Below are 21190 nucleotides of genomic sequence, written 5' to 3'. Positions count from 1 at the left end.
AAAATTATTTCTTTTTCTACATATATTGACACTAGCATTGCAGTAATTAAATCTGATGATTCAAAATACTAAGAATGTTCAATTTTTTATTGATTTCGAAACAAAAAAATCCTTTACAATGGAAGTACAGGTGGTTCCTGCCCAAATCCAATCGTAAAGGATAACCATTATGGACAAGAATACACTAATTTTATCATTTGGTAAATGGGTTTCACCCATAAATATTCAAAAACTTAGCGAACAAGTCAAAGAATTGAAACAGGACTATTACACAAAAAAGCTGACAACAGAAGCTTATATTAAACTTTTATTGGTAGCCCAGCTGCTCGAATTTAAGAGCTTAGAGGAAATGAGTGATGCACTTGTAGACGAAGATCTTCAAAAAGCACTCGGATTTGAATCGATAAGTGCCTCTCAGCTATCCCGAAAAAACAATCAGATCCACCCACTAATTCTTGCAAATTTGTTCTTGGATCTTGTTTGGAAAATTCAACGGTACCATTATAAAAACGGAAAGAATATGCCACTGAAAATCATTGATTCAAGTACACTCCCGTTGAACTTGACCCATTATAAATGGGCAAAATTCCGGAAAACAAAAGCTGGTGTAAAGCTACACTTACGGCTCGTTTTCATGGATAAAGACACCGTCTATCCTGAAAAAGCAGTGATTACGACAGCAAAAGAACATGACCGAAATCAACTCGAAGTCCTAGTGGATGATCAAGAAGCCATGTATGTGTTTGACCGCGGTTATGTGGACTATGAACGTTTTGATCGGATGACAGATGATGGCTATTTCTTCGTTTCAAGACTGAAGAAAAACGCAGTCATTCGTGAAGTCTATACATTTTCACTTCCTGATGATTGTCACGTTCTATCCGATAAAATGGTCTACATTGGTACCACACAAAATCGTACTGAAAATGTCTTTCGTCTACTAGAAGTTATGGACACAAAAGGGAACTTACTTCGTTTCATCACCAACCGATTTGATTTAAAACCAGAAGAGATAAGTGATATTTACCGATCTCGCTGGGCTATTGAACTCTTTTTCAAATGGCTCAAGCAACACGTAGAAATTAAGCACTTTTATGGAATGAGTGAAACAGCTATTCAAAATCAAATTTTCTTAGCCCTGATCACGTATTGCTTACATGTTCTCATTCAATTGGAGATGAAAAGTAAGAAATCCCTACTTCGAATTACTCGTTGGTTAAAGAGAGCTCTGTGGAAACCAGCTTATGTTTGGTTGCGAAAATTTGATGGGCGAGCCAGTCCATAATCTCCCTTTTGTCGTTGTCGCTCTGGTTTAACTGTATATATTTACCAAATGGGCAGTGCCACCTTTCTTTAGGTTTTGTCTTTTTGGCACAAATTCACAAAAAATAATTAACAGAAAATTCTAACTATATTTATGCAATGCTAATGATATATTGATTATTAAATATTATTAAATTAATATATTGCACATAGTTTAGACAATTTAAATATTTATAGGAGGACGTCTATGGGAACCATAGTACAACAACAAGATTATAACATTCCTGAGCCAAAGAAAAAGTCGAAACATCCCCCTGGATTGTATTTGCTATTCATGACGGAAATGTGGGAACGCTTCAGCTATTATGGAATGAGAGCCATCCTTGTTTTATATTTAACTGCATCTGTTGCAGCCGGCGGTTTAGGGATGAAAGAACAATCGGCCATGCTCATCTATGGTTTCTTTACTGGGGCCGTCTATTTTATGCCGTTGCTCGGTGGATATTTATCAGACCGTTTTCTAGGTCGAAGGCTGGCCGTTACAATTGGTGGACTGACAATGGCGCTTGGGAATTTGGCCTTATTTGCCCATCAAAACCACACCTTTCTTTATACAGGTTTAGCCCTTCTAATTATAGGAAATGGCTTCTTCAAACCGAATATTTCTACTATTGTCGGTGACCTCTACTCTGAAAACGATCCCCGCCGTGATGCTGCGTTTACCATTTTTTATATGGGTATTAATGTTGGGGCCTTCTTCTCCCCGCTCATTGTTGGTTATGTGTCAGAAGATTTGTTTGCTAAAACGATGAATGGTTTTATCCAATACGGTTATAAGTATGGATTCCTTGTATCGGCCATTGGGATGATCATTGGACAAATTATCTTCAATGCGCTTGGCAATCGATTTTTAGGCGATATCGGTAAAAAACCGACTGGTAAGCCGAAAAAGAGCAATAAAGGAATCAAACAATCTCAACCGCTTACGAAGAAAGATAAAGAAAGAACAGCGGTGATCTTTATCCTTGCTGCGTTTGTCGTTTTCTTCTGGGCAGGATTTGAACAAGCCGGAAGTTCTATGACACTGTACACTCAAAAATTTATTGATCGGGAAATATTCGGATGGACGATTCCTGTATCTTGGTTTCAATCTGTAAATCCTCTGTTTATCGTCCTTTTAGCTCCAGTTGTTTCTGCCTTTTGGATGAAGTTAAACAAATCCAAACGCGGCGATTGGAAGATCCCGACGAAAATGGCGGTCGGCATGATGCTGCTTGGATTGGGATTTTTTGTGCTTGTCTTAGCCGTGATGAAAACGGGCAGCGATCCGAATGATATTCAACATAAAGCCAATTTGTTATTTATTGTGTTTACGTACTTATTCCATACGGTTGGCGAACTGTTCCTATCACCAGTTGGTCTCTCAGTCGTGAGCCGAATCGCTCCGGTCAAACTGGCTTCCTTATTGATGGGGGTTTGGCTCTCTGCCAGCGGATTTGCTAACATTTTAGCTGGAAAACTCGCCACTTATACAGACTCTCTAGGGTACTTGGAAGTATTTAGTCTTATCGGAGGAATTGCTATTCTACTAGGATTAGTCTTACTGACATTGTCTAATAAATTGACGAAAATGATGGATTAACGAATCGAACGTTTCATCAGAAAATAAAAAACGTATGTAAACAAAACCGCCGGCTGATCGCTTGGCGGTTTTGTTTTTTAGGAAAAAACATCTGAGATCGTTGACTGGCCAAAAAGATGAATGTCTATTTTTTCTCTCTCTTTTTAAAGTTTGCTTACACCTTTAAATATAATGAGAAAACTTCCTTAAGTATTCTAATGTTAAATAAAATGATCCGTTTCAAAAAAGAAATTGTCGTGAACATAAAAAATGACAAAAATCATATCAATCATACTGACTTTCAAAAAACGAGATGACGATATACGAAGGTCGTAGTGTTTATTGGAGATACCCGTCTTTGCCAGGCTAATGTAGTTCTCTAAAATTGTAGATGTTTTGTATCCTTTTGTGAATGGAGGCTTGCTTTAAATAATACATCGTATAGAAAATCCTGTATTTCAAAAAGTTGATGGAATCATTTCTGTGTCAGAGTATTCTTGTTGTGGCAAGATGGTTTTCTTACGGATGATCCTGATCAAGATAAAAAGTCCTTCTTCGGTATTTACTGAAATTCACCATCCAGCGGTCGTTATCAGCTCTTCCAGGCTTCTTGCTGTATTCATCGATATTTTTTTCTTTATCCATAAGACATAGGATTGAATCAGCCAAAATAAACGATTCTTCATGCACACGTTCTAATTTCTTAATATAGGGGATACTTTCTCAATCGCTTTTTGCAATTTTTCGCTATTTTTCCTGTATAGTTCCTTAGCTTCTTTATTTTCGGTTCCAAGGGCAAATGACTCTAAATCGGCCTGGCATTTTTTCATAGTGGCGAGAATCAATGGTCTTTCTTGCGGAGATGGAACTTTAAGCTTATCATCATAAAGATCGACCGTTAATTCGCCATAGGAATTGACCTGTCCAAGAAAAACATTATCGATAGTCACTCCCAGTTTTTCCAGTTCCGTGATTAGCCATCTCCTGCTTCGGCCAATCGTGGTGAGCGGCTCATCCAGTATTTTTCCGTCCATAATAACCGTCTGAGGCTCCTTCACCGTAACAACCGACATATTCAAATCTTTTGCCGTCAAAGGTTGATTTTCTTTCTTCAATAAGACAGATAAGTCTCCCGTTGGCTCTAAAACGGCAAATTCCACATCTGACACCTGAAAAACGTTTTTCTTTCTAAGCAATTCCAACAACTCATCTGTCGAGTATCTTTCCTTTTTTAAATTGTCTTCCATGATTTTTCCATCTTTGATAAAAATCGTCCCTTTTCCTTCAATAAAGCCGCGGAAACCTTTGCTCTTTAACGATAACAGGCCCGCCAAAAAGGGGATAGCCGCACAAGTGATGATCGCTATGATCCCTAATGAGATTTTTTGCTCAAGTCCAGTCACAACCTCTGCTCCTATACTCCCGATGGTGATACCATTTACATATTCAAAAAAAGAAAGTTGAGATATTTGTTTTTTCCCCAGCCATTTTGTGATTAAAAAAAGAATAATCATAAACAATATGGACCGTATCACAACATCTAACCAATTGGGCACAACGCAACACCTCCATCAAAAGAATAGGTGATCTTAAAACCCTTTGTACTGAGTTTCTTCTCGTTCCAACTCTCCAACACGTTTTTTGATATCTTCCACCACTTCATGGACGATCATCATTGTTTCATGCAATGTACGTTTTGATTCGTCATCTTGGGTGCGCAATGCTAAACTGGACAGGCTGGCTTCTACACCTTTAAGGCTGGCCATACATTGTTTCACTTCCGATGCAATGGTCATCGTATCCTCTCCTTACACCTTTTAGTTTTAGGCATCCCCTATTTACATATAAACAGAGAAAATTTTCTAAAAACCGAAAAATGATTTTCCATACAAAAATTGAGATTTTGGTGTCGCAGCCGTTTATTGACAGCTTTTTTTCTCCAAAAAGAAGTCAATTAACAAAAAAGCTTCTTCAGATAAGAAAAATGCCATTTATGGCCCGTTTTCGTATTCAATCGACACCGCATGTGCGATACAAGGGATGGTTTCGTTTTGCTGAAAGGATAAGGGCGATAACAAAGCACCCGTTGCGACCACTAGCATTCGTTTTAACTCCCCTTTTTTCATTCGGTTTAACAAATGGCCGTAAACGACGGTCGCGGAACATCCTGCACCACTCGCTCCAGATAAGACCGGCTGATCTTCCCGGTAGATCATGAGCCCGCAATCTTGATACTGTTCTTCACGAATAGGGGTGCCGTGTTTATGAAATAGTTCAAGTGAAATATCATGTCCAATTTGACCAAGGTCTCCTGTCACTATTAAATCATAGTAAGAGGGGTCAACATTTCGTTCTTTTAAATGAGCTTCTATCGTATCCACAGCTGCCGGAGCCATTGCCCCACCCATATTCAGCGGATCGGTCATCCCCATATCAATAACACGACCAATCGTAGCAGACGTAACCCTAGGACCGTCACCAGTACTGCTTAACAAAGCAGCTCCAGCACCGGTTACCGTCCATTGTGCAGTGGGCGGTTTTTGTCCACCGTATTCCGTTGGATAACGGAACTGCTTTTCAACCGCTGCATTATGACTAGAAGCACCTGTTAACAAATAGTCGGCTCCTTTGTTATTAACAATATAAGCACCAAGAGCCAGTCCCTCCATCGATGTTGAACAGGCTCCGAACAAACCGAGAAAAGGCACTCCTAGCGTGCGCATAGCAAAACTGGTAGGGGTAAGCTGATTAATCAAGTCTCCCCCCAGGAAAAACTGAATTTGCTCTTTTTGAAGACCGGCTTTTTCGATGGCTTTTTGACAGGCTTCTTCTAAAAGGATCTTGTGGGCTTTTTCATAAGAATCTTGACCTAGCCATAAATCGGAATGAAGCAGATCAAAATCTAATGCCAGCATTCCGTTCGCTTCAAAAGGTCCACCAACTGTACCAGTAGAAATAATGGCGGGCTTTTGATCGAAAACCCAAGTACGATGCCCCGTCAACATCAAAAACCACCTCGCTTTATTAAGAATCATGATCATAAACATTGGAATAGCCTGCCCGATAAGGCAAGCTTCATTACAGTCTTTCAGTACTGGTCTTTTTATCTGATTCAGATATTCGGTATATCCTAAACTATATCAATTGTTGTTTTGCCTTTAGATCTATGTGCTCATCACGTTCCGTTTAAAGGTGTAAAAAGGTTGGTTGATCCAACCAACCTTTTTATCTAATTTGTACATTATTGTTGTTTGTATTGAGGTTCTTCTTGTTCAATTTGTTGAACACGAGCAGAAAGGCTGTCAACTAGTTGCTGTGTTTGTTTGGCAGCATCTTGATAAAGTTGTTTAGCTTGTTGATTATCGGTTCCTAGTGCAAAGGTTTCGAAGCTCGCTTGTGCACTTTTTAATCCGGCTAGAGTTTGTTTCACTTGACTGATGATAGTCACAGGTGATTCCTCCTTCAATTTAAGTTACACTTTTAGAATGATAAAAAAGATCTTTTTTTATGTTTTCTAATTTTATCCATCTGTAAAGATCCATAGTGGGTTAAATTCCTTTCATATCCTATATAACTTAGTTCAACCCGTTTAAACTCCCTGAAAGGCAACGCAATGGATTCGAAAAAACGAAAACAGGCAAAGAATCTAATTTGAAGGCAGCATCCTGACAACGCAGATAAAATTCGCCTATCAAGACAGGAAAACGATGGATGATCATGAATAGCCAAACACAAGTTCTTCTTTTGGTACAAAAAATGAGAATGCCAAAGAAAGAAGATAAGGAATAGAGCGAAAAGCTGTGGAGATATTTAATTCCGTAAAAAACGAGAAAAGCTGTTTAGCGTTTCTAAACAGCTTTTTCACCGTTTTTCTTTTTGATTCTATACTAAATCCTGGGGGTAAGAGATTTTTCTTGAAAAATAAATGCTGTTACGAAGATTCTCCTTTAAAAGGATCGTCGACAACGACATCGAAAAGAAGATTTCGTATATGAAATCTCCTTTTATCATAAAATTGCTTGGTTGAAAAACTTTAAAATCCTTTCGCCAGCAAAAGTCCAAAATGCCCTGCTGTCAAAAGATAATTTCTTCAGTCCATGATGATGAAATGCAAAAGGATTTGGTACCATTAAAAATCAAAACAAAATTCTTAGACCGTAGAAGGGAGTTTAAAAATACTTACTTTTTTTTAGCTTCGCGCATCTTGCTAAATAGTATTAGAATCAAAGGCACAACAATAATCCTAATAATGAACGTTCGTGTTTCTCCTTGCCTTAAATCCGAGAAATACCCCCAGACTATGGATAAAATGAGCCCGAAAATTAGTGGTGGTAGTATAGATTTCAAAAAACTCTCTCCTTTTCATTTTTCACGGTTATGTAAAAATAACACCCCATGATGAAATTTTATCTCTTTTATATAACCAATTCTTTAAATTGTATTAATCCTAAATTTTATTCAATACATGAAACCTTATATTATCCCTTGTTTCCTCCGTTCTTTCCATACCATTGATAGCAGCTAATTGCCACATCTTTCGGAATATCCGAAATTTTCGACACTTGAACGGATTTAGAACGTGTAAAAATTTCAAGAGAAGCGAGGCCAAACTTACGCTGTAGTACTGATTCTGTTACTTTTAACTCTTCAATTTTCATTCGGGTTGTGATAAATAATTTCGTGGAAAAAGATCCACTTTGAAGTTGGATAAAAGGGCCACTAAGCTTGTAGCCATTAGATAAACCACTTAATAGTTGGGAAATATGAGTAAGAACTAGAAAAGCAAGCGGAACATACCAGAGTCTTGGCCAGAAGTAGAATATCGCTCCTGCTGCGATCCAAATATAGCTAGTCCGCACTAATTTTACAAAAATAGCTGACCGAGGAAGATTCACCATGTCCGTTTCCACTTTAAATGTAGGCAAAATCTCAGATATCAGTAGTAAAGCTTTGTTTTTATGAATAAAAGGAAAGAGTATATTGGCCGTTTTCATCTCTTCATCATCCTCTTCAGCTGTGCTTACAATTCTCACCTCCACAATTCCCAAGATTTTTTGAAGAAATTTTGTATTTAAAATGATGGCTTCAACTTTTTCCTTTGGAATGGAAAATTCAGTCTGATGAAACAAACCTTTTTTAATAAAAATTCGCTGCTGATCAGAAGTAACCTCAAAATTTCTATACCGAATGAAAGTCCTTCCCCAACCATAAGCCATTGATAACACCAACAGAGCAAGAATACCAACGGCCGTTAATAACCAAGATTTTTGAAAGAAGGAGAGAACAGCCTCTATATATGGGTCTATTGACAAAAAATCATTTAAATTCGAATAAAAGGTATAAAGCAGCGAAATAAAAATAAGTAAATGAAGCGACGTAACGGAAGCCACAAATATTTCTTTAGAAGTCATTTCATAATGCTTCTTCCTTGAGGAATGTTCCGGCAGGTTCGCTTTTAATGTCCCCTCATTAGGTTTACTCACGTCTCTTTCCAAGTAATCGGCATGACTAAAATATTTTTGTATTCGTTCGGCTTCTTTGCAGGTGATCATTTCAAGTTTGACGGAGGATTTATTGCCGACTGCACCTGTATCCAGCAAGAGAGAGGTGAGTCCGAACAAACGATGAAACAAAGGTGTATTCCGACTGATGCCTTGAATCCGCTCCAATGGAATATAACGGCTTGCCAAGATAAATCGTCCTTCATGAATGCACAATTCCGTGTCCGTAAATAAATACTTGAAATGGAACCATTCTAACAATACAGAAACGACTTTATAAATCAAATAGAGAATTCCGGCTAAAACTCCCAATTTGAAGAAAATAGAATCTGAATCTGAACGTATATAAATCATAAGACCAATAACAAAAAAAACCAATTCCTTTACGGACTTGCCAATCGAATAGACGATCCATAGCGGATGTATTCGATGAGCTTTATTATTTGTTGTTTCCCTGTTCATGGAGGAATAGAACCCCCTATTCATTTGATTCACTAATTCCCGCTAAAACAGCAATCTTTTCCCGTAATTCCGCTGCTTTCTTTTCAGGAACAGCCGGTATTTCATGCACAGAAGCCATCGTCCCTATCTTTATCGTCGACAAATCAAATTTTCGCAAGAGCGGACCTTGATTCGTATTGACGTATAACACTTTCGTCATAGGTATGATTAAATGAGTTTTCTTTAATACTCCTCCATACTTCAATTGTATGTATTTCTCGTCGACTTCGTAGCGCCAAGTTCGCTGTCGATAAATAGGTACAATCACGATTTCAACGATGGAGGAAATAATGAGGAGTATTAAAAGAACATAGAGAATAAGACCTATCCAACTTTTCCACCCATAATATTGCTGAAGATACAGAAGGATTAATAGGATGCAAAGTGCAATGAAATACGTGATGGCGTCACTTATTCGCCACATCTTCACAGCCTTCGGCGAAATTTGTTGTGTTGGTTCCTTTATCATCCCAGTCATAATCTCCTCCTTTCTGTCGAATTCTAGAAAATTGTACAATGAAACAGTTTGCGCCAAAAAAACAATCCTCTTTATATCACCAATTTCTGTTTCTCATAAACATTATTTAAGATATTTATTAATATTCAAACAATTAACTTCAAAATAAACTGTACGATGTAAAATGGACGTTTCCTCCAAAGTGGTGCAAATATCGTGAGCTTCCCACCTAACCATTATAGTAAAGGAAAAATATTTTGTGTAGATTTTTTACAAATTTTGATAAAAATATGAAATTTTTCTGTGAAAATAATGGCGGCACACATTTACTTTGACAATACTTCTTAATATCAAAAAAATAAATGAAAGCTTCAAATGGATCCTTTTTGAAAATAGCCGCAAGTGGACTCGGCTCAACAAAGGAGATGCCAGATACTTTAAATTTTCATTTAAGAAGAAACGAAATCAAAAGCTAAAAAAGAATCGGTCTGCCGGGAATGAAAAACGCTATTTTCAATAAAAATTGGAATACATCTTCTTTTTGCTTTAAAATGAAATAACGGAATTTTTCGTCTTTGATGATTTTATAAGCGAACATTAAGGTGGAATGGCAGCTGTACTAATGGACTTCTCCGTAGCCAAACATTTTAGACACAGCCAGATTTCTTTGACGAGTTTGATGCACCTTGCGTTATCGGAAGTCAAGTTGTCCCCATCTGAAAAATGGAGTTAGACTATTTTCTTCCTGTTTCAAGAAAGCCTAATCAATCGAGTAGGAGGGAGCGATTAACTCCCGTCCTCTCACACCACCGTACGTACGGTTCCGTATACGGCGGTTCAATTAAGATAATTGACGCAAGTCTTTATAACTTCCGTGAATAGCTGTTCTCTTTATGCCAGTGGTCACTCCACCCTCCAAGAGGTCTCCCACGGGATTCACCGCTTCCTCCCTCAAGTGAGGTACTACGTTTTCTGTGTTCATCATGACTCACTGAATACCAAGGGCTATTCTCTCTTAATTGTTCGGTCCTTCTTAGTTGTTCTAGACCAACTAATACTATGACCTCTGCTGACTTCTGACGGTTCAGCTACTTATCACTAAGTAGGTTATGAAGAGTACTTCACATATCCGCCAGACCTCCCCGGGTAAGTACATGCACTTTCACACCATCTATCCGCCTCATTTACTCGATATGACCTTCGACAGAAAGAGCTTTGTTTTGTTATGCAAACTCACTCAATCATACCTAGCCTTATATGAGGTTCGTGTTCCTCGGACCGGTGTTTTGCCTCCAGCTTCCTTCAGATTCCGCGTCACCACGGACACCCTTGCTCTTGGCTAACCTCTACTTCTGTCTTCGGGGTTCGGGACTTACACCCTATAGTTCATGTACATGCCGGGCGCACCTAAAAAACCCACAGAATTTTAAAATTTCTGTGGGTTTCCATTATTTTAACAGGTTATTAAGAAAGCTCCGATGCCGATCTCTCCGATGCACTCAAAGCTTTTTTGTTTATGAGACTTAAGCCAACACTTTGGACTGATCATCGTTATGAAAAAAGCTTTTCATGGCGTGGAAGACATCTTCTTTCTGTTTTAAAATGAAATAACGGAATTTTTCGTCTTTGATGTTTTTATAGGCGGACATTAAAGTGGAATGGCGACTGTACTGATTGACTTCTCCGTAACCAAACATATTCGACACAGCCATGATTTCTTTGACGAGTTTGATGCACCTTGCGTTATCGGAAGTCAAGTTGTCCCCATCAGAAAAATGGAAAGGATAAATATTATACCGAGAAGGTTGGTATTTTTCCTCAATTAGTTCCAGCGATTTTCGATAGGCAGAAGAACAAATCGTCCCCCCGCTTTCGCCCTTGGAAAAAAACTCTTCTTCCGTGACTACTCTTGCTTCCGTATGATGGGCGATAAACTCAATCTCTACCGTTTCATATTTCGTTCGTAAAAATCGGGTCATCCAAAAGAAAAAACTCCTAGCCATGAACTTTTCCCATATCCCCATAGATCCACTCGTGTCCATCATGGCCAGCACCACTGCTTTGGAATGGGGCTTTTGCACTTCGTTCCAAGTTCTAAATTTCAAGTCTTCCGGAATAATCGGATGGAATCTTGGCTCACCCTTTAATGCATTTCTTTTAAAAGCGGTGAGCATCGTTTTTTTCTTATCAATATTCCCCATCAATCCCGTTTTGCGGATATCGTTGAATTCAATTTTCTCAACAGTATGATCTTCTTGTTCCTTTTGCTTTAAATTAGGAAGTTCCAGCTGCGCAAAAAATGCCTCTTCTAAATCAGCCATAGAAACTTCCGCTTCATAATAATCTTCTCCCGGTTTATCCCCTGCACCTTGGCCTTTTCCAGGTCCTCGTTCGCTGCTGCCATCCCTTGCAATGACATCTCCGACTTTACTGTCTCCGTTTCCTTGGCCGACGTGCTTGTTCTTATCGTAATTATAACGGATTTTATACTCGTCTAATGAGCGTATCGGTATCTTCACTACATCCCTGCCATTGGATAAAATGATGCTTTCTTCCGTAATTAAATCGGGCAAGTTGTTTCGAATAGCTTCTTGCACTTTCTCTTTATGTCGCTGTTGATCTTCATACCCTTTCCGATGGAGGGACCAATCTTCTTTTGAAATCGCAAACTGATGGTTATCCATTTGATTCTTTTCCTCCCCTCCTAAAATGGTTTTCACTTTTTTGATAATTTTTCATACAATATGATGACTGTCATAATCAATACACTTTGATCCTACAGGTTGATTACTTTATCCTATGCAAGAAACACAAAGAGTTGACAAAAAGATCATCCAAAAGGAGAAAATCCAGGTTGGACAAGCAGATCGAATATGACGGAACGGGCTGCTCCTTTCATGATCAGCTCTTTTTCTGGTTTATCTGATATAGAGCAACACATTTGAATTCCATTAATCTTATGATGTTGTCAGTACAGTGGTCTTTGCCCCTCATTCTTACAAAATGACCATTAGCCAACTTGCTTGATAAAAAAGATTCTGCGAATAAACGCAGATTCAAGGGAACAAATCGTATTGGTTTTCCGTAGAATAAGCTGACTATTGTTAATCGTTCTTATTCCTTACTTTGCATTGTTTTGGTACACAGATACCTAATTCGTTCTAAATGAGAAAGGCAAACGGTGCTACCCTTTTTGAATAGCACCAATGCCTTTATTTTAAAAATCCGCCTTCCACCAACATTTGTTTGATTTCTTCTTTTGTCATCAAAAATTCTTTGGAAGAATAATTTCCTTTTACAGGTAAACAATCAGCATAAAACTGTTTTAACCCAGGGATGTTGATCGTAGGAAGAACAATTAAGAAGTCTTCATCATAGACGACTGTATTTTGGCTTTCATGTTCAGAAATCAGAACTTCATGGAATCTTTCTCCCGGTCTAGCTCCAAATTCGACAACTTTGACATCTCTCTCCCCGGACTCTTCTATCAACACTTCAGCCAAATCCAGAATTCTCCATGCGGATGATTTCATGACAAAAATCTCTCCGCCTTTTCCTATTGTTGCAGCTTTTATTAACAACTTGATTGCATTTTCCCTGGTTAAGAAGAAACGTGTCATTCTTTTATCCGTAATTTTGATCTCTTTCTTTTTGATTTGATTCATAAATAATTGAAGCACACTTCCATTACTTCCTAGAATATTTCCGCTTCTTATACAAATAAATTGGGTATCCGAACTGATCTGATTCGCATATACCACTAATTTTTCACCGATGGCTTTTGTCATCCCATAGAAGTTAATGGGGTCTGCCGCTTTATCGGTCGATACGTTGATGACCTTCTTTACTCCATTTTCTAATGCAGCTTCAATTACGTTTTGAGTACCTAGCACGTTTGTTTTCAATGCCTCGAGAGGTTGTTCTTCACAGACGGGGACGTGTTTTAAAGCAGCTAAATGAAACACATAATCGACGCCTTCAAAAGCTTTGACTAACGCTTCCCTGTCTCGAATGTCACCGATGCAAAAGCTCAATCGAGGGTCTTCAATCGCTCTGCTCATCTCTACTTGACTGGCTTCGTTTCTGGAAAGAACAATGATTTTTTTAGGGTTTAGCGATAATAACTGGTTTATGAGCTCATGCCCCCATGAGCCTGTCCCGCCGGTCACCAAAATCACTTTATTTTGAAACATCTACTTGACCTCCTGATAGATTCATTCTAGATGAAACACCTGTTGTTTCAGGCGACTGTTCCGTTTAGGAATCTTCCATTCTTGTTACGGTAGAATTGTCCCGTATTTAGTCCCTTATTTTCCGCTCAGTTGAACTCCGTCGAACATCATTTTCCAAAAATGATCATTCGCATTCCAAATGTCCCGATTCGGAAGTTCAACCACGCTGACTCTTTCAATAGGCCAATTTTTTTCGGTCAGGCCGCTGACATCGGTATGATTGACGATGAGTATTCGAAAATCATGTTTCACCATTTTGGATAAAATGGACTCAAGCTCTAAGACCTCTTCAAACGTGCCTTCTGTTCGAACAAAAAGGATCCGTTTGCTGGTCTCCATTTTCTCTAAAAAGCGCTTTATCCGTCTATCAAACTTTTCTCTAACTTCAGGGTAACCGCCCAAATGTGAAAGTGTATTTTTTCCAACTTCAAAATCATGATTAGAAACTATTTGATAGCCGTCATCCGATACACAAATTAGCTGATCAGAAGCATAACCTATTATTCTTAAATTAGGCAGGTCCATAAAACCGACAAATCGATTTTTCAAAAGACGATTGACATTTGATAACGAAGGAGATGCCATCCAATCCAACACTCCCGAAAAAGGTCTCAAATTATTTTTCTTAAGCTGAATGGATGTCAAACAAAGATCTCCTAAACTAAATACGGAATCATAAGTTCCTTTAATATCTTCTAAACTCATATTCCCATCTCCTTAAAAAAATGAAAAACGTATTTCCAATGTGAGGTCCCGTTATGCATTGCATAGCACATTTTTTATTTCCTCAATTCCCCAAAAACGAATGAAAGCTTATCCAACTTGAATCCAGAAAAGACGAATATTTTTCTAATATCCTATCCATAGTTAATTCCGCATCACGAAAAAATGAGAGGGCAGAAACTCGAACGATGGAAAAATGTGTATTTAATCCAGGTTTCAATGAGAAATAGAACAAATTTTCCATATTCGACTAATCCGCAACAGGGAGGAATACGAGATTTTATAAAAAATCATTTCTAATGGTCGTCCATCATCCTATTTTGTATGAACATTATGTGCAAACTTTTATAGCAAAACAAAAAATGTTTTATCTTTCAAAAGTGTTTGACTGACGATTTTCATGAAAAGGTATAAGTTTCTGTTAATCCGTTGAAAATATCAACCTGAGGATTCCATTGCAACAATTGACGCGCTTTTTTATTATCGAGACAGCTATGTTTAATATCGCCTGTTCTTGCATGTGTATAGATCGTCTCAATTGGGGATCCGTAAATTTGCGTCAGCATTTTCACTAAGTGATTGACGGATACGCTTCTTCCGGTGCTGACTTGAATCGTTTCCTGATCCCCTTTCTCCACAGCAGCGATATTTGCACGAACGACATCTTTTACATAAACAAAATCTCGCGTTTGTTCTCCGTCACCGTGTATCATTAAAGGCATTCCTTTTTTGATTCTGTCTAAAAAGATCGCAATGACTCCTCCTTCTCCTTTTGCCGATTGCCTAGGGCCATATACGTTGCCAAAACGGAGAATGGTGTAGGATAGTCCATAAAGCTGATGAAATAAGCGGATATATGACTCGGCTGTCAATTTCGATAAACCATAGTAAGAAATAGGCATTGTCAAGTCCTTTTCTGAAATCAAATCTTTTTGTAAATTACCGTAAACCCCTGAGGTAGAGGCAAAGATGATTTTTTTCACAGAGGCTTCACGACAAGCTTCTAATATATTGATGGTTCCATTGATATTCATGTCAGCATCATATTTTGGTTCACGAATCGACTGTCCTACATCTGCCTGAGCTGCCAAATGGAATACGACATCCGGTTTTTCTCTCTTAATAATTTGTTTGGCCCCTTGACTGCGTATATCTTCGATATGCATGACGGCAAGCGGATGTACATTTTTCAATTGTCCAGATACTAAGTTGTCCAATACATGCACCTTCGCACCTTGAAGAAGCAGTTCTTCAACAAGATGAGAACCGATAAAACCGGCCCCACCAGTTACAACAGCCTTCATGATTTATGCTCCTTATAACTTTTTTATCATCGTATGAAGCTTTAAAGAAAGTGGTACAAGGAGTATGCCTAATGTACAGAAAAATAGTTTGGAATAAGAAAGGGATACAAAGCGTAAAACGAGTCCCATCAAACAAATTGGATGGAATCGAAAAAAAAGAAGGATAGCGATGGAGGAAAGACTTTTTAGAAAACCGTTTTGCTGCTAAAGACATTACAGAATTGTCTAAATGGAGAAATTTATAATCTAGCATAAGTCTTATTTCATCTCTATTATCTGCAATGGATCACACCCTCTATAAGGACTGATCGGCAAACTCTATAGCCGTTTCCCGATTGGATTTACCTTAAGGTATCGATCCTATCTCTTAAAATCAATAGATTCTCAAAGTCAAACAGTAGTAGAATTTTTCTCCATAGTATTCTCTTTTTTGTGTTAGTTAAACGGCTTGGCCTGCCATTATCTACTACCTCTATCAACTTGAATTGAAATGATCAATCCAACTATTATATCTACCCTTGCAAATCCTTGTTGTGAGAATAAGATGATGGAAAAAAGGAGGGTAATAAATTTATGGCAGGTACAAAGACATTTGTGAATGATAGCCCGGCTACTTTGCAGATTACTCTCTTTATTCGTGAAGGAGATGAACCATTAAACCAATATGGGACCGTTTCCTTTATACTTGATCCCGGTGAAACAGAGGTCATTACCTATGGAAATGATATAAACTCTTTTCTAAACGGAATTTTATTATTTACCATTTTCAAAGGAGACCTTTATAGCAAAACTCAATTCGTCATTGAAAAAGAAAGTGAACTTGACGATCTTCTAAATACAAACAGTATGATTACGATCACGAAAAACCAAACAGACTACGAAATCTCCGGAAGCAATCCAACCCTTGCGCAATAACAGACTTATTTTTATTTTTGGCTCCAATAAAAGTTTCCTACCATTCGAGGGACTGATGATTCTTCATACAAAAAGTCCCGCTCTCACGATAAAAGTGAGGCGGGGCTTTTTTGGTGATATAAATCCGTACTTGAAAAGATCCTTTTGGAAACTCTTCTCACCTAAGTTTTTTAAGCAGCCCAATGAAGAACTAGTACGAATGGATTTAATGGACGTCCCTCATCACAGGGTTAGGGATCACATAGTCCGGGGGTAGAGAAGCTTTTATTGATTCCCAAACTTCGTGATCCACAAAGACTTCAGGAGTCGACAACGGAGTCGAAAACAATGAATTATAAAAATCCCCGCTCATCGGTTTAAACATTTCTTTTATCACTGGATTAGGCAGTACATAGTTTTCCGGCAATGAATGTTTAATGTGCTTCCAAACACGATCATCCACAAACATGTTCGGTGTGGAAAACAAAGTCGAAAACAATGAGTTATAAGAATCTGCTCTCATCGGTTCAAACATTTCTTTTGTCACCGGGTTGGGAAGCACATAGTTTTCCGGCAATGAATATTTAATGTGCTTCCAAACTCGATCGTCCACAAACACATCTGGAGTGGACAACGGAGTCGAAAACAATGAATTGTAAAAATCTCCGCTCATTGTTCCAAAAATTTCTTTTGTCACTGGGTTAGGGAGTATATAGTTTTCCGGCAATGAATGTTTAATGTGCTTCCAAATACGATCATCCACAAACACTTCCGGAGTGGACAACGAAGTCGAAAACAATGAATTGTAAAAATCTCCGCTCATCGGCTCAAAAATTTTTTTTGTCACTGGGTTAGGAAGCACATAGTTCTCCGGCAAAGAATGTTTAATGAGTTCCCTAATCCGATGATCCACAAATATTTTCGGAGTTGGAAGCGGAGTTGAAAATAAAGAGTTATAAGATTCTCCGCTCATTTTTGGGATGGCATCCTTTGCGACGGGGCTAGGCGATGCAGACTCTTGCGGCAAAGAACCTACCATTGATTTCTCTTCCGTACTGTCCTCAGTCCTTTGAAGCCATGCCTGAAATTCCTTTGGAAGAAACGACTGAAGTTCCTTAGGAAGCAAGGTGAGCAAAGAACGTTTAATGAAGTCTATTAGCCGAGACATTCTCTTCGTCCTTTCTCAATTTAGATATAGCGCTATGGTAAACATCCAGTACGTTGCTAACCCCTTTATCTAAAGCCCAATGGTTCCTTCCCCATTTGCTGGCATTATTCCCTAAAGTTTTCCTTAACTTTTCGTCGTCTAGTAATAAATTTAAATTTTGGTATAAAGCTTCACTGTCTCCCGCAGGTGATATCAATCCTGTCACTTGATGCTCCACTATTTCCGGCAATCCCCCTGCATCACTAACAATCACAGGCATTCCGGCAATTTGAGCTTCGACTACTGATAAAGGTTGGTTTTCCAAGAGGCTTGGAAGAACATAAATATCTGAATTAGCCAATAAAGCAGGAATATCATCTCGACTTCCAAAAAACAATACGTCTTCTTCTAAACCTAAGGCTTTAGTTTGGACTCGTAACTCTGCTTTCTTGTCTCCGTCTCCCACAATCCAACAAACCCAATCATTTCGACTTTCTTTCAATTGGCCAAGAGCGGATATGAGATGGTGAACCCCTTTCAGTTCCACAAGCCGCCCTGTAAAAATGATCACTTTTTTGTCATCCGGACGTTTTACAGGAGATTTCTCCTTCATTCGTTTTATAAAATTCTCTACATCGTATCCATAGTGGTATACTTTGATTTGTTCATCAGGAACAAGAAACTCATTCGTTAAAATATTCTTTAACCAATTATTGGCTACGATCGTAAATTCAGCAGATGACGCTCCAGTACGTTCGAGCTCATCAAAATATGCCCGAGCCATGTGAGAAGTCGGTGATTTATGAATGGTGGTTAATTGGTGTCTAATCTCATGAGCCACACAACCATGCAGGGTAGCGACTAATGCAGGTCCTTTAGGTCTCACCCTCTGAATACTTGCAGTGGAAATGACATCTTGTGTATGGATCACATCATATTTGTCCAAACCTAAATAGGCAGCAGCTAATTCAAAAAAGTAACGTTGAAATTCCGTATATTTTATCAATGGATTGATATGAATAGCCGGATAAACTTGTTCGTTTAGTTTTGCGTTAAGCAAAGGAAGCACCTTATCCTTTTCTAACCTTCGATCTTCATTCACAATGTAAACATACTCATTATTCTCACTGTAACCTAGCAAATCCACTTCATGTCCTAAAGACACAAGCTTTTCTTTAAGCTGCTTCATATAGCCCCATACTCCCCCTACGTGCGGAACGGCCCAGTACGTAGCAAGCAATATTTTCATAAATACATCTCCTTCTGTTTTGGTCTATACGTATCATATTGAGAAAATAAATCTATGGTATAGACAGTTATCTTTCTATTTGCACAATATTTTCTGACAACCTCTTTGGAGGGAGTAGCAGCGATTTAAATAAGCCGGGCTTTTGTACATTTGAAAACCCTTTTTCCTAAAGAAAGACAGCTCTTTACTCCCTTCATTAAAAAAGCCGGACCTTCCAAATCTTTGAAAGGTCCGGCCAGATCTTTTATTCTTTTTCAAAAAATATTGAGGCTCATAACCAATTTAACCGCAAATGTTTAACGGTTTAGCAAGCTGCCTACATAGCGCAGAAGTTCATTGGCTGAAGTTGAATTATAACCGTAGTCGTCAATCAGCCTTGCAACCACTTCGTTAATTTTCTTGAGCTGCTGCTCATCCGGCGTCTTGGTGGAAGTTGTAATTTTCACAACATCCTTTAAATCAGAAAATAATTTCTTTTGAATGGCTTCACGCAAGCGATCATGCGAATTGTAATCAAACCGTTTACCTTTTCTTGCATAAGCCGAAATGCGGATCAGAATTTCTTCTCGAAATGCTTTTTTCGCATTTTCAGAAATGCCGATCTGTTCTTCAATAGAGCGCATTAATTTTTCATCCGGATTAATTTCTTCTCCTGTAAGCGGATCACGGAGTTTCGTTTTATTGCAATACGCTTCTACATTATCCAAATAATTATCCATCAAGGTTTTAGCGGATTCTTCATATGAGTAAACAAAAGCTTTTTGCACTTCTTTCTTGGCGATTTCATCATATTCTTTACGGGCTAAAGAGATAAAATTCAAATATTTTTCCCGTAGTTCGTTCGTGATGGAAGGATGCTGATCTAATCCTTCCTTTAAAGACCGCAGCACGTCAAGCGCATTAATAGATGGCACTTCTTTCCGAATGATGGTGGATGAAATCCGGTTAATGACATAACGCGGGTCAATTCCGCTCATTCCTTCATCTTGATATTCTTTCTTTAATTCGTCTACATCTGCCGCATTAAAGCCTTCTACATTCTCTCCATCATATAGACGCATTTTTTTGATTAAATCAATATCTCCCCTTTTCGGTTCTTTCAATCGAGTTAAAATCGTAAACATCGCTGCGACTTTTAACGTATGCGGGGCTATATGGACATCGGCGACATCGCTTTCGCGGATCATTTTTTCATAGATCTTTTCTTCTTCGGACACTTTTAGATTGTATGGAATCGGCATGACGATAATCCGTGAATGCAGCGCCTCATTTTTCTTATTGGAAATAAAAGAACGATATTCGGTTTCATTCGTATGTGCCACTATTAATTCATCTGCCGAAATCAAAGCGAAACGTCCTGCTTTAAAGTTGCCTTCTTGCGTCAAAGAAAGCAAATGCCATAAAAACTTTTCATCGCATTTCAACATTTCTTGAAATTCCATCAGACCACGGTTTGCTTTATTCAGTTCGCCGTCAAACCGATAAGCTCGGGGATCAGACTCTGAGCCATATTCGGCTATCGTCGAGAAATCAATACTTCCTGTCAAATCGGCGATATCTTGAGATTTCGGATCTGACGGGCTGAATGTGCCGATTCCGACGCGTTTGTCTTCTGAAAAAAAGATTCTTTCTACCAACACATCTTCTATTCTTCCACCGTATTCTTCTTCCAATCTCATCATATTCAGAGGAGATAGGTTCCCCTCAATCCGAATTCCGTATTCCTTATAAAAATCTTCTCTAAGATGTTGAGGAATAAGGTGTAGAGGATCTTCATGCATGGGGCATCCTTTAATCGCGTAAATCGCGCCTCTTTCAGTACGGGAATAGGCTTCCAAACCCCTTTTCAACATTGTGACAAGCGTCGATTTCCCCCCGCTGACCGGCCCCATCAACAACAATATCCGTTTCCGGACATCAAGCCTTTTCGCCGCCGGATGAAAATATTCTTCCACTAATCTTTCCAGCGCTTCCTCCAGTCCAAATAATTCATTGCTGAAAAATTTATATCTCTTTCTTCCCCCAACCTCTTCAAACCCCGCATCTTTTATCATGTTATACACTCTTGAATGGGCTGACTGAGCGACCCACGGCTTTTCCTTCACAATCTCTAAATACTCAGCAAATGTGCCTTCCCATCTTAGCTTTTCTTCTTTCTCCCGATACTGCTCAACCTTTTTTAAAATATCCAATATAAACATCCCCCTGTCCTTATTGAGAGAACGATTAATATAATCTATGCCGTCGGATATTTAAACATGCCCAAAACACAAAATCGTTGTCGTTTCAAATGATGTT

At 38.6% G+C, this 21190-nt stretch carries 16 protein-coding genes and 1 pseudogene; 3 read left to right on the top strand and 14 right to left on the bottom strand.

Annotated elements, in window-relative coordinates; all coding sequences use genetic code 11:
* The first annotated feature begins 169 nt into the window (after window positions 1-169).
* Both BSM4216_RS03785 and BSM4216_RS03780 read left to right on the top strand, forming a co-directional pair.
* Entirely contained in the window at window positions 170-1285 is a 1116-nt protein-coding gene (locus BSM4216_RS03785; protein WP_048622499.1) for an IS4 family transposase, read from the top strand.
* Window positions 1286-1510: 225 nt separating this feature from the next.
* Window positions 1511-2905 carry a peptide MFS transporter gene (locus tag BSM4216_RS03780; RefSeq protein ID WP_048622786.1) on the top strand — a complete coding sequence of 465 codons (1395 nt, stop codon included), beginning with the start codon at window positions 1511-1513 and terminating at the stop codon, window positions 2903-2905.
* 674 nt (window positions 2906-3579) lie between these two features.
* Here BSM4216_RS03780 and BSM4216_RS03770 read toward each other — a convergent pair.
* From BSM4216_RS03770 to BSM4216_RS03725, 11 genes and pseudogenes are all read right to left on the bottom strand, one after another.
* Window positions 3580-4440 (bottom strand): DUF421 domain-containing protein, encoded by an 861-nt coding sequence (locus BSM4216_RS03770; RefSeq protein ID WP_048622784.1) that lies wholly within the window; start codon window positions 4438-4440, stop codon window positions 3580-3582.
* A 33-nt stretch (window positions 4441-4473) separates the two neighbouring features.
* On the bottom strand, window positions 4474-4680 hold the full coding sequence (locus BSM4216_RS03765) for a DUF1657 domain-containing protein (RefSeq protein WP_048622783.1): 207 nt from the start codon (window positions 4678-4680) through the stop codon (window positions 4474-4476).
* 195 nt (window positions 4681-4875) lie between these two features.
* Window positions 4876-5889 carry a stage V sporulation protein AD gene (gene spoVAD / locus BSM4216_RS03760; RefSeq protein WP_048622782.1) on the bottom strand — a complete coding sequence of 338 codons (1014 nt, stop codon included), beginning with the start codon at window positions 5887-5889 and terminating at the stop codon, window positions 4876-4878.
* A gap of 236 nt (window positions 5890-6125) precedes the next feature.
* On the bottom strand, window positions 6126-6332 hold the full coding sequence (locus tag BSM4216_RS03755; protein ID WP_003353240.1) for a DUF1657 domain-containing protein: 207 nt from the start codon (window positions 6330-6332) through the stop codon (window positions 6126-6128).
* Between the two features lie 1030 nt (window positions 6333-7362).
* The gene (locus BSM4216_RS03750) at window positions 7363-8847 is read right to left on the bottom strand and encodes a PH domain-containing protein (protein ID WP_048622781.1); all 1485 of its coding nucleotides are present in this window, start codon (window positions 8845-8847) and stop codon (window positions 7363-7365) included.
* A gap of 16 nt (window positions 8848-8863) precedes the next feature.
* Window positions 8864-9364 (bottom strand): PH domain-containing protein, encoded by a 501-nt coding sequence (locus BSM4216_RS03745; protein WP_003353243.1) that lies wholly within the window; start codon window positions 9362-9364, stop codon window positions 8864-8866.
* Between the two features lie 451 nt (window positions 9365-9815).
* A pseudogene (locus BSM4216_RS16660) lies at window positions 9816-10069 on the bottom strand (DUF444 family protein); the annotation flags it as partial.
* Between the two features lie 797 nt (window positions 10070-10866).
* A complete protein-coding gene (yhbH, locus tag BSM4216_RS03740; protein WP_048622780.1) occupies window positions 10867-12027 on the bottom strand; it encodes a sporulation protein YhbH in 1161 nt (386 codons plus the stop codon).
* Between the two features lie 528 nt (window positions 12028-12555).
* Entirely contained in the window at window positions 12556-13536 is a 981-nt protein-coding gene (locus BSM4216_RS03735; RefSeq protein ID WP_048622779.1) for a polysaccharide biosynthesis protein, read from the bottom strand.
* 114 nt (window positions 13537-13650) lie between these two features.
* On the bottom strand, window positions 13651-14280 hold the full coding sequence (locus tag BSM4216_RS03730; RefSeq protein WP_048622778.1) for a DUF1796 family putative cysteine peptidase: 630 nt from the start codon (window positions 14278-14280) through the stop codon (window positions 13651-13653).
* Window positions 14281-14696: 416 nt separating this feature from the next.
* A complete protein-coding gene (locus tag BSM4216_RS03725) occupies window positions 14697-15602 on the bottom strand; it encodes an NAD-dependent epimerase/dehydratase family protein (protein ID WP_048622777.1) in 906 nt (301 codons plus the stop codon).
* Between the two features lie 573 nt (window positions 15603-16175).
* Between BSM4216_RS03725 and BSM4216_RS03720 the strand changes: the two genes are divergently transcribed.
* Complete coding sequence (locus tag BSM4216_RS03720) at window positions 16176-16517, top strand: hypothetical protein (RefSeq protein WP_048622776.1); 342 nt, start codon at window positions 16176-16178, stop codon at window positions 16515-16517.
* A gap of 205 nt (window positions 16518-16722) precedes the next feature.
* Here the strand turns inward: BSM4216_RS03720 and BSM4216_RS03715 are convergent, their stop codons facing one another.
* From BSM4216_RS03715 to BSM4216_RS03705, 3 genes are all read right to left on the bottom strand, one after another.
* Window positions 16723-17664, bottom strand: a complete 942-nt coding sequence (locus tag BSM4216_RS03715) for a hypothetical protein (protein ID WP_048622775.1) — start codon at window positions 17662-17664, stop codon at window positions 16723-16725.
* Window positions 17639-18892, bottom strand: coding sequence for a glycosyltransferase family 4 protein (locus BSM4216_RS03710; RefSeq protein ID WP_048622774.1), 1254 nt, complete (start codon window positions 18890-18892; stop codon window positions 17639-17641). The genes BSM4216_RS03715 and BSM4216_RS03710 overlap by 26 nt, the downstream gene beginning before the upstream one ends.
* Before the next feature lie 296 nt (window positions 18893-19188).
* Window positions 19189-21084, bottom strand: coding sequence for a PrkA family serine protein kinase (locus tag BSM4216_RS03705; RefSeq protein ID WP_048622773.1), 1896 nt, complete (start codon window positions 21082-21084; stop codon window positions 19189-19191).
* Window positions 21085-21190: the final 106 nt, after the last annotated feature.

This window comes from Bacillus smithii (assembly GCF_001050115.1).
GTDB lineage: Bacteria > Bacillota > Bacilli > Bacillales > DSM-4216 > Bacillus_O > Bacillus_O smithii.
Note: the sequence above shows the minus strand (reverse complement) of the source record. Positions and strands in the feature narration are given on the sequence as shown.